Raw genomic sequence first — 10,589 nt, forward strand, 5'->3', positions numbered from 1 at the left:
GGGCCCCCCGCCCCCGCCCCGCCCCGCGGGCGCGCGGGGGGCGCCCTGTCCGCCCGGCCGCGGCGCGGGGCGGTCGGCCGGGGCGCCGCCCCCCCCCCCCCCCCCCCCCGACTAGTGTTTTCCCTCTGGGTGTTGGTGGGGGGAGTACACAGCTGATGAGTCGTCGGTCGGGCGGATTGATCGGTGACTGGGCCGAGGCCCAGCGCCGGCAGCAGCAGACACAGGTGATCCAGCAGCGCGAGGCGGAGCGCCGGCAGCGGGCCTACGAACGGGACGCGAACCGGAGCCACCGGCAGTACCGCGAGGCGGAGGCCCTGCGGCGCACCGCGCAGATCGACGCCGAGGTCGCCGCCCTCAAGGGCCTGTTGGTGGCGGGCTGCCGGGCACCGGCGTTCCGGATCTCCGCCCTGGCCCGGGGCGAGCAGCTGGAACCGTTCAACCCCGGAGCCCTGGCGCAGCCGGTGCCGATGCCCCGGATCGAGGACTTCCAGCAGCAGAGCAGCGGCTGGACGCTGGGCTCGAACCACCGCGCGCAGGCGGAGCGGGAGGCCCACGCCCGGTACACCCAGGCCTGGCAGGCCGCGAACGCCGCGGAAGCGGAGCGCCGACGGCAACTGGAGGCGTACCGGCAGCAGTACGACCGGTGGGCGGCGGAGCAGCTCGCCGGGGTCAGGGCGCAGAACAGCGGGCTCACCGAGCTGGCCGACGCTCTGCGCGCGGGCGACGCGGAAGCGGCGGTGGAGTACTTCTCCGCGGCCCTGTACGCCTCGGCGGCCTGGCCCGAGACGCTGCCGAGGCAGGTGGCGGCCGCGTACGACCCGGCGGCGCGCCAGCTGGTGCTGGACTGGGAGCTCCCCGGGTACGCGGTGGTGCCGGAGGCCAGGGCGGTGCAGTACCTGCCGAGCACGGACCAGGACAAGGTGAAGCCCCGTCCGGTCACGGAGCGCCGGGCGCTGTACCGGGACCTGCTGGCGCAGTGCGTCCTGCTGGTGGTGCGCGAGTTGTACGCGGCGGACGAATTCGGGGTGCTGGACTCGGTCGTCGTCAACGGCTTCGTGGACTGCCACGATCCGGCGACGGGGCAGGAGACCCGGATCGTCATGGCCACGGTGCCGGCGGAGCGCGCCGCCTTCGAAGGGCTGCGGCTGGAGCAGGTCAGTGCCGTGGACTGTCTGGTGTCGGGGTTGGGCGGGCAGCTTTCGGCGCGGCCCGACCAGCTGACGGCGGTGCGGCCCGGCCGTCGGCCCGACGAGGTCGGCGGAGGGGTCGTCAGTCACGGCGGGCACGCCGGCGACGCGGGCGACGACGAGCCGGACCTCTTCGCGATGGATCCGATCGCCTTCGAGAACCTGGTCGCCGAGCTGTTCCGGGCGATGGGCATGGAGGCGGTGACCACGCAGCGGTCGGGTGACGGCGGGGTCGACGTGGAGGCGCTGGACCCGGCGCCGATCCGGGGCGGGCGGATCGTGGTGCAGGTCAAGCGCTACCGGAACACGGTGCCGCCGACGGCCGTGCGTGATCTGTACGGCACGGTCCAGGACAAGGGGGCGAACAAGGGGGTGCTCGTCACCACCGCGTCCTTCGGTCCCGGGTCGTACACCTTTGCCAACGGCAAGCCGCTGGAGTTGGTTCCCGGGGCGGACCTGGTCGATCTGCTGCACCAGTACGGGCTCCGCGGCCGGCTCGGCGGGGGTGCGCCGGCCCCGGCTGCCGCGGCGGCCCCCGCGCGGCGGACCCCCGAGCCGGCTCCCCCGGCGGACCACAACGTGCTCGGCATGTCCTGGTCGGGGTCGGTCGCGCTGGACGTCTGCGCGCTCGTCTGCCAGGGCGGGCGGGTGCTGAGCGAGGAGCACTTCGTCTTCTTCAACAATCCGCGGACCCCGGACGGTTCGGTCCGGTCCCGTGTGCACGCGGCACCCGACAAGGCCGCCCTGGAGGTGTCCTTCGACGCCCTGCCCGAACCCGCCGACCGGCTGGTGCTCGTGGCCGCGATCGACCCGGAGGTCGATCCCCGCGCCGATCTCGCCGGGTTCACCGACGCCCACATCCGCCTGCTGTCCGCGGGCGGAGAGGAGCTCGGCCGCCTGGACGTCTCCGACGGGCGCGCCGGGGAGACCGCGCTGGTCCTCGGCTCGTTCCGGCGCCGGTCCAACGGCGACTGGGACTTCGTGATCGGTGGCAAGGGCTACCGCGGCGGCCTGGAGGACCTGCTGGGCGAGTACGGCGTCGAGGTCGCCTGACCCGGTCGCCGGGGCGGCCTACGGCCCTTCGGGACGGAGGTCGGGGCCGGGCCCGTACGGCTCCCTGCCCGGCTCCTGTTCCTCGTCCGGGTCCTCGTCAGGGTCCTCGTCCGGGTCCCGGTACGGCTCCTCCTCGTCCCGCGCGGGGCGGTCGACGTAGCGCAGGACGCCCCACATGCTCTCCGGCGGCGCGTGCTGCGGGGCCGGCTCGCGGCAGGCCTCCAGCTCGTGGAGCAGGGCGGGACCGTCCGTACCGGCGCCGATCAGGACCAGCTGGCTCCGGCGCGGCTCGCCCCGGCCCCAGGGGCCCGGCACGAAGCGGAGGAAGCGGCCGACCGCGTGGAGCTCGTAGCGCTCCTCGTGGCCGGGGACGCCGAAGTGGACGAAGCCCTTGATCCGGTAGAGCCCGGCCGGGCGGCGGTCGAGGAAGTCGATGAACCGGCGCGGGTTCAGGGCCTGCTCGGACACGAACTCCGTGCTCTCGTACAGCGTGTGGGCGTGCCCGCCGTGGTCCTCATGGCCCGCGTGGCCCTCCCGGCCCGCTGCGGCGCCCGCCGGGTCCCCGGCATCGGCTTCCCTGGCCTGCGAGATCAGGTCCTCGAAGGACAGCTGGCCCCGGGTCTCGGTCCACGGGCGCCGGTCGAAGAGCAGCTCCGGGTCGATCCGGCCGTGGTCGGCGGCCACCACCGGCGTGCCGGGGCAGAGCTCGGCCAGTTCGGCCTCGATCCGGGTGAGGGCGGCCGCCTCCACCCGGTCGGTCTTGTTCAGCACCACCAGGTCCGCGACGGCCAGGTGGCGGTCGGTCTCCGGGTGCCTGGCCCGGGTCGCGTCGAACTCCGCCGCGTCCACGACCTGCACGAGGCCGCCGTACCGGATCGCCGGGTTCTCGCTGGCGACGAGCATCCGGATCATCTCCTGGGGCTCGGCCAGCCCGCTCGCCTCGATGACGATCACGTCGATCCGGTGGACGGGCGCGGACAGCTTCTCCAGGTAGGCGTCCAGCTCGCCGCCGTCGACCGCGCAGCACAGGCAGCCGCCGCCGAGGGAGACCATCGAGTCGCCGACCTGGCCCGCCACGGCCATCGCGTCGATCTCGATCGAGCCGAAGTCGTTGACGACGACGCCGATCCGGGTGCCCCCGCGGTTGCCGAGGAGGTGGTTGAGCAGCGTCGTCTTGCCGGATCCGAGGAATCCGGACAGTACGACGACGGGAATCGGCTGGACGGTCTGACTGCTGTTCACACAGCCGATCGTAGTCAGCCGAGGGCCGGAACCGGCTCGGGCGGTGTCGGACCCGTGTACCGGGCCGCCGGACGGATGATCTTCGAATCGGCGGCCTGTTCGAGGACGTTCGCGCTCCAGCCGACCACGCGGGCCGCGCAGAAGGTCGGGGTGAACATCTCGCGCGGCAGGCCGCACAGCTCCATGACCACGCCCGCGTAGAACTCCACGTTGGTGTGCAGCTCCCGCCCCGGCTTCAGCTCGGCGAGGATCTCCTCGACCTGCCGCTCCACCTGCACGGCGAAGTCCACGAGCGGGCCGCCGAACTGCCGCGCGATGTCCCGCAGCATCCGCGAGCGCGGGTCCTCGGTCCGGTACACCGGGTGCCCGAAGCCCATGATCCGGTCCCCGGCGAGCACCCGCTCCCGGATCCACGGCTCGATGCGGTCGGGGGTGCCGATGGCGTCGAGGGTGTCCAGGGCGCGGCTGGGCGCGCCGCCGTGCAGCGGGCCGGAGAGGGCGCCGACGGCCCCGGTGAGGCAGGCCGCGACGTCCGCGCCGGTGGAGGCGATCACGCGGGCGGTGAAGGTGGAGGCGTTGAAGCCGTGGTCGATCGTGGAGACGAGGTACTGCTCGACCGCACGCGCCTTGACCGGGTCGGGCTCCTGTCCGGTCAGCATGTACAGGTAGTTGGCGGCGTACGGGAGGTCCGCGCGCGGTTCGACCGGCTCCAGGCCCTGCCCCAGCCGGTGCAGGGCGGTGAGCAGGGTCGGTACGGCGGCGCAGGCGGCCAGCGCGTCGGCGGCCCGCCGTCCGGGGTCGATGTCGTAGACGGGACGGAACCCGGCGGAGGCGCCGAGCAGCGAGAGCGCGGTGCGCAGACCGGCGAGGGGGCCGGAGAGCGCGGTGGCCCGGGCGAGGGCGGGAAGTGCGTCACGGACCGCGTCGGGCAGCCGGCGCAGCGGGGCGATCTCGGCGGCGAACGCGTCCCGTTCGGCGGCGTCGGCCGGAAGGGCGCCGCGGAACATCAGGTGCCACACGTCCTCGAAGCTGCGGCTCGCGGCGAGCTCGACGGCCGAGTACTGGCGGTAGTGGTAGAAGCCCTCGCGGCCTCGGACGTCACCGAGTTCGGTCTCGGTGACCACGACTCCCGCGAGACCGCGGGGCACATCGACGGTGGTGTTCATGCATCGACCATCCATGATGGATTGAATCCTTGTCAATGTTGATTGAATCAATATATGTAGGGTGGGCGTCATGAACGACCAGGCGGACGGCGCAGGCGGCACGGACGGAGCGGACGGAGGCGACGGCGAGCGCCGGATCAGCACCCGGCAGGCGGCGGAACTGCTGGGGGTCAAGCCCGCGACCGTGTACGCGTACGTCAGCCGCGGCCAGCTCGGCAGCCGGCGCGACCCGGTCGGCCGCGGCAGCAGCTTCGACGCCCGCGAGGTGGAGGAGCTCGCCCGGCGCAACCGGCGCGAGGCGGCGGCGCCCCCGGGCGCGGAGCTCGCCGTACGCACCTCGCTCACGCTCATCGAGCCCGACCGGTACTACTTCCGTGGCGTGGACGCGGTCGAGCTGGCCGCACGGCACCGCTACGAGGAGGTCGCCGAGTGGCTGTGGACCGGACGGCTGCCGCGCGGCGTCCGGTTCACCGCTCCCCCGCAGGCCCTGGCCGCCGCCCGGCGCGCGGTGGCCGCACTGCCCGAGCACAGCGGGCCCGTCGACCGGCTGCGGGTGGCGACGGCGGCGGCCGCGGTGACGGATCCGCTCCGCTTCGACCTGTCCGCGGAGGCCGTCCTGGGCTCCGCGCGCTGTCTGATCCCGACGCTGGCGGCGGCCCTGCCCGTGGTGGGAGGGGAGGAGCCGGGGACCGGGACGCTCGCGGAGCAGCTGTGGTGCCGGCTGACCGGCCGGCCGGCGGACCCCGCGGCCCTGGGCACGCTCGACCTGGCCCTCGCACTGCTCATCGACCACGACCTGGCGGCCTCGACCCTGGCCGTACGGGTGGCCGCGTCGGCGCGGGCCCATCCGTACGCGGCGGTCTCGGCCGGCCTCGGCGCGCTGGAGGGGCCCCTGCACGGCGCGGCCGGACGGCTCGCGCACCGGATGCTGGCGGAGGCGCTGGAGCGGGGCGGGGCCGCCCCGGTGGTCGCCGACCACCTGCGGGCCGGCCGGCGGGTCCCGGGGCTCGGGCACCGGCTCTACGCGGGCGAGGATCCGCGGGCCACGGCGCTGTTCGCCCGCCTGGAGGGCATGCCGCAGGCCGGGCCCGCACTGGCGGCGGCGCGGGAGGTCGTCGCGACGGCGGCGGCCCGGCGAGAGGGGCTGCACGCCAACGTGGACTTGGCGCTGGCGGTGTTGACGGTGTCCTGCGGGATGCCCGCGGAGGCCGGGGAAACGGTGTTCGCCGTGTCCCGGACGGCGGGCTGGATCGCGCACGCGCTGGAGGAGTACCGGGAGCGGCCGCTGCGGATGCGCCCGAGCGGCCAGTACCAGGGGCCGCGCCCGCCACAGCCGCTGCCGTGACGCCGGGGCCGTGCCCCGGTTCGGCGGCACCCGGCCCGGCGGTCCACGGTTCGGAGGTCCACGGTTCGGCAGACCTTGGCGCGGCAGTCCACGGCGGCGGTACCCGGCGGCCGTCCCGTCCCGGGACTCCGCCGCGTCTTGCCATGCACGGGTCAGGCGAAGCCTCCGTCTGAGAGGCTTCCGTCAACCGAGCCCGGGAGATGAAGTCATGACCTTGATCGTTCCCTCCTCCGACGACTCCGTGATCGTGCGCGGGGCCGATGCCGAGACCGTCGGCGCCGGACCGACGACCCTGCGCCTGCTCGCCGACAGCAGCTCCACCGGCGGGGCCCTCTCCACCCAGCGGGTGACCCTGCTGGACGGCGCGAACGGCGCCGCGCCGCATCACCACTCCCGCTCGACCGAGCTGTTCTACCTGCTCGACGGCACCGCCCAGCTGCTGTCGGGCGAGCAGGTGGTGACGGCCGGCCGGGGCGACCTCGTCATCGTGCCGCCGGGCCTCGACCACGCCTTCGCGGCCGCTCCCGGCGAGAACGCCGACATCCTGATCGTCATCACACCCGGCGTCGAGCGCTTCGAGTACTTCCGCCACCTGGAACGCATCGCCTACGGGAAGGTGCCCCCGGAGTCCCTCCTGGACGTCCAGGAGCTCTACGACACGTACTTCGCCCAGAGCGAGACGTGGAACCTGGCCCGGCAATGACCCCGGCACGACCCCGGCACCGGCGGGGGCGGGGCGCCCCGGGAGCCCCGGCCCCGCCCCGCGGCGCCGCTCCTCCACCGGGCGGGCCGGACGTCCGCGGATTCCGCTTCGGCCGGAGGCGGCCTACGGTTGCTGGTCATGCGGTTCCTCCACACGAGCGCTCGGCGCCTCGGGCTGCCCAGACGGGCCGTCTCGCAGATCCTGCTGACCCAGCTGGCCATCGCCGCCGGGGTCGCCGTGCTGGCCACCGGGCTGTTCCTGGCCCCGCTCGGCGCGCAGCTCGACGACCAGGCCATGCGGCGCGCGCTGGCCATCGCCCAGAGCGCGGCCGCGGACCCGTCGCTGGCCGCCGATCTCCTCGACTCCGGGCCGACCGCCGACAGCCCGGTGCAGGCCTCCGCCGAGCGGATCCGCCGGGCCACCGGCGCCGAGTACGTGGTCGTCATGGACCTGGACGGCATCCGCCGCTCGCACCCCGCGACCGACCGGATCGGACGGCCCGTCTCCACCGATCCCGGCGACCCCCGCCGGCGGCGGCCGCGGGGTGGTGTAGACGGAGTCGCCCCCCCGCGCCGCCCCCCCCCGCCCCCCGGCCGACAAGTCGGCTCGGCGACTAGTATAAGAGACCGGGCGGGCCGCGGGACCCCCCCCCGCCACAGGTTGGTGTGCTCCAGGTGCAGCAGACCCACGTGGGCGTTGCGGACGTACTTCGTCTTGGCGCCCACGCCGAGCACCTCGTGCCGTGCCCACAGCTCCCGGAACTCCGGCGACCGCGCCTCCAGCCGCGCCAGCAGCGCCTTCCACGCCGGCTCGGCGAGGTGCTCCGCCATCGCGGCCCGGAACTTGGCCACGATCGTGCGGTTCACCTCGGCGACGTCGACCATCGACGCCCGCCAGTCCGCGTTGGTGAACGCCAGCCACAGGCAGTTGCGGTCCTCGGGCGCCAGCGCGTCCAGGTCGCACAGCAGCCGTCCGTACGCCGCGTTGTACGCGAGGATGTCGTAGCGGCTGTTCTGGACGCAGGCCGGGATCGGCCCGAGCTGGTCGAGCATCGCCCGCAGGGCCGGGGTCACGCTCGGGCACGTCGCGTGCGGGGTCGGGTCGAGGGTGCCGGCCAGCGAGAAGAGGTGCCTGCGCTCGGTGGCGTCCAGCAGCAGGGCGCGCGCCAGGGCGTCGAGGACCTGGGGGGAGACCTGGATCTCGCGGGCCTGCTCCAGCCAGGTGTACCAGGTGACACCGACGGCGGAGAGCTGGGCGACCTCCTCGCGGCGCAATCCCGGGGTGCGCCGCCGCCTGCCGCGCGGCAGCCCCACCTGCTCGGGGGTGATCCGCTCGCGGCGGCTGCGCAGGAAGTCGGCCAGTTCGTGCCGGCGTACGTCGCTGTCCGGGGCCACAGTCGTCATGGAACCAGGGTGCCGCACTGCTCATCCCGTTGCCAGGTAGTCCTTGTACCAGGATAAGAAGACTCTGGTACCAGGCTGGGAGTGGGGCGATCGTTTCGGTGTGAGCGAAACAACGGTACGCACCATCCACCCCTCCCCGTCCACCCCCACGGCCCCGGCGCCGGCCGCACCCGGCGCCCAGCACCCGGCGGCGATGGGCCCGCTCGGACTGTTCACCGTCCTGCTCGGCGCGGCCCTGCCCCTCATCGACTTCTTCATCGTCAACGTGGCGCTGCCCGCCATCGACAGCGACCTCGCCGCCGGCCCCGCCACGCTGGAACTGATCGTCGGCGGCTACGGCGTCACGTACGCCGTCCTCCTCGTGCTCGGCGGCCGCCTCGGCGACATGGCCGGACGGCGCCGGCTCTTCCTGATCGGCATGGCGGCCTTCGGCCTCACCTCGCTGCTGTGCGGAGTGGCCCCCACCGCCTGGACCCTGGTCGGGGCGCGGGTGGCCCAGGGCGCCGCGGCCGCCCTGATGCTGCCGCAGGTGCTCGCCACCATCCAGGCGACCACGCAGGGACCGCGCCGGGCCCGCGCGATGAGCCTGTACGGGGCCACCGCCGGGCTGTCCATGGTCGCCGGGCAGATCCTGGGCGGCGTCCTGGTCGCCGCCGACGTCGCGGGCCTCGGCTGGCGCTCGGTGTTCCTGGTCAACGTGCCGGTGGTGCTCCTCGGACTGGTCCTCGCGGTCCGGGCCGTCCCCGAGACCCGCTCGGACCGGCCGGCCTCGGTCGACGTCCCGGGCACGCTGCTGCTCGCCCTGTCCCTGGTGTCCCTGCTGCTGCCGCTCACCGAGGGCCGCGCCGCCGGCTGGCCGCTGTGGACGTGGCTGTCGCTCACGCTCTTCCCGTTCGCCGCCGCCGCCTTCTACCTGACCGAGCGCCGCGCCGACCGGCTCGGACGCACCCCGCTGGTTCCGCCGAGCCTGCTGCGCCTCCAGTCGCTGCGCCAGGGCCTCGTCATGGTGGTGCCGTTCTCGATCGGCTTCAGCGGGTTCATGTTCGTCATCGCGGTGGTGCTGCAACAGGGCCTGCGGATGGGGCCGGTGGCGGCGGGCCTCGCCCTCGTGCCGATGGCGCTCGCCTTCTTCGCCGCCTCGCTCGCCGGGCCGCGGCTGGTCGGCCGGTTCGGCAGCCGGGTCGTCACCGCGGGCGGTGTCATCCAGGCCGTCGGCATCGCCCTGATCCTCCTCGCGGTCCTGCGCGGCTGGGCGGACCTCGGGCTCGCGGCGCTGGCCCCGGGCGTGGCCGTCGCCGGCCACGGCCAGGGCCTCCAACTGCCGGTGCTGATGCGGATGATGCTCTCGGACGTACCGGCGGACCGGGCCGGCGTGGGCGGCGGCGTCATGGTCACCACCCAGCAGTCCGCACTCGCCCTCGGCGTCGCGACCCTGGGCAGCCTCTTCCTCGCCCTGGCCCCGGAGACGGGCATGCGCGACGCGCTCGCGGTCACGCTGCTGGTCCAGCTGGGCATGGTCGCCCTGACGGTCCTGCTGAGCCTGCGCCTCCCGCGGGTCATGCGGTGAGCCCCGCACCGCGCCCCGGCAGGCCCCGGCCCGCCGGGGCCGTCGGGCTGTGCGGGCAGGCGCCCCGGGGGCGGGCGGACCGGGGTCCGGGCGCCGATGCGGACTGTCACGGGGCGCGGCCGCTCCCGTACAGTCCGTGATGCCAACGCAGTCGCGATGCCGGGGCTCCGTCGGGGACCGGCACCGGGACCCCGGAGCAGCGGCCGAACAGGAGAGGACCCGTGGCCACCGAAGCCGGCTCCGCCCCCCGTCCGCAGGCCCCGCGTGCGCAGGCCGCCCGCGCGGGCCGTCCCGTCCCCGAACTGGAACCGGCCCTCGTGGAACGGTGGCGTTCCGGCGGGGGCGAACTGGTCGACCTGCTGACCCTGGTGCGTGAACGGCTCGGCGGCGTCGGCGCGTTCCGCCTCGGGCCGGGTCCCACGGTCCTGGTCACGGACCCCCGGGCGGTGCAGCACGTCCTGGCCCTGCACCCGGACCGGTACGTCAAACGCTCCCACCGCGCCCGCCTGCTGATCGGCGACGGCGTGCTCGCCGCCACCGGCGAGGCGTGGAAGAGCCAACGGCGCCTGCTGCAGTCCCAGTTCACCGGCACCGGGATGCGCCGCTACGAGCAGCGGATCACCGAGGCCGCCCGGGTCACGGCCGAACGCTGGGCCGCGTACGCCCGGACCGGCCGGACGCTCGACGTCGGCCTGGAGATGCGCCGCTTCGCCCTCGACACCATCTGGCGCTCCCTCACCGGACACCCCCTCGACGACGGTACCGAGCACGAACTGAACTCCGTCGCCTCCGTGGTGGCCGCGCTGCCGACCCTTCCGGCCGACGCCGCCGACGCCCGGGAGGCCGTCGCCGACGACCTCGCCAGGATCGACGCCCGCGCCCCCCCCCCCCCCCCGGCCCCCCCGCCGCGCGCCCCCCCGGCC

At 74.9% G+C, this 10,589-nt stretch carries 7 protein-coding genes and 2 pseudogenes; 6 read left to right on the forward strand and 3 right to left on the reverse strand.

The window, feature by feature from the left end; translation table 11 throughout:
• Positions 1–155: 155 nt before the first annotated feature.
• Positions 156–2,240, forward strand: coding sequence for a restriction endonuclease (locus tag ACFXA3_RS22215; RefSeq protein WP_385189173.1), 2,085 nt, complete (start codon positions 156–158; stop codon positions 2,238–2,240).
• An 18-nt stretch (positions 2,241–2,258) separates the two neighbouring features.
• On the opposite strand, the gene ACFXA3_RS22220 is transcribed toward ACFXA3_RS22215, so the two are convergent.
• Positions 2,259–3,482 carry a CobW family GTP-binding protein gene (locus ACFXA3_RS22220; RefSeq protein WP_385189174.1) on the reverse strand — a complete coding sequence of 408 codons (1,224 nt, stop codon included), beginning with the start codon at positions 3,480–3,482 and terminating at the stop codon, positions 2,259–2,261.
• A 14-nt stretch (positions 3,483–3,496) separates the two neighbouring features.
• Complete coding sequence (locus ACFXA3_RS22225) at positions 3,497–4,663, reverse strand: citrate synthase/methylcitrate synthase (RefSeq protein WP_385189176.1); 1,167 nt, start codon at positions 4,661–4,663, stop codon at positions 3,497–3,499.
• 55 nt (positions 4,664–4,718) lie between these two features.
• Here ACFXA3_RS22225 and ACFXA3_RS22230 point away from each other — a divergent pair, with 55 nt between their 5' ends.
• The 3 genes and pseudogenes from ACFXA3_RS22230 to ACFXA3_RS22240 form a co-directional block, all read left to right on the forward strand.
• The gene (locus ACFXA3_RS22230; protein WP_385189177.1) at positions 4,719–5,993 is read left to right on the forward strand and encodes a citrate synthase; all 1,275 of its coding nucleotides are present in this window, start codon (positions 4,719–4,721) and stop codon (positions 5,991–5,993) included.
• Positions 5,994–6,201: 208 nt separating this feature from the next.
• Complete coding sequence (locus tag ACFXA3_RS22235) at positions 6,202–6,696, forward strand: cupin domain-containing protein (RefSeq protein ID WP_385189178.1); 495 nt, start codon at positions 6,202–6,204, stop codon at positions 6,694–6,696.
• 138 nt (positions 6,697–6,834) lie between these two features.
• A pseudogene (locus ACFXA3_RS22240) lies at positions 6,835–7,218 on the forward strand (histidine kinase); the annotation flags it as partial.
• A gap of 125 nt (positions 7,219–7,343) precedes the next feature.
• Here the strand turns inward: ACFXA3_RS22240 and ACFXA3_RS22245 are convergent.
• Positions 7,344–8,099 (reverse strand): annotated as a pseudogene (locus ACFXA3_RS22245) (helix-turn-helix domain-containing protein); the annotation flags it as partial.
• A 100-nt stretch (positions 8,100–8,199) separates the two neighbouring features.
• On the opposite strand from ACFXA3_RS22245, the gene ACFXA3_RS22250 reads away from it, so the two are divergent.
• A complete protein-coding gene (locus tag ACFXA3_RS22250) occupies positions 8,200–9,666 on the forward strand; it encodes an MFS transporter (protein WP_385189180.1) in 1,467 nt (488 codons plus the stop codon).
• Between the two features lie 221 nt (positions 9,667–9,887).
• A partial coding sequence (locus ACFXA3_RS22255; protein ID WP_385189182.1) for a cytochrome P450 occupies positions 9,888–10,589 on the forward strand: 702 nt, incomplete at its 3' end.

The sequence above is a fragment of the Streptomyces sp. NPDC059456 genome (assembly GCF_042750055.1).
GTDB lineage: Bacteria > Actinomycetota > Actinomycetes > Streptomycetales > Streptomycetaceae > Streptomyces.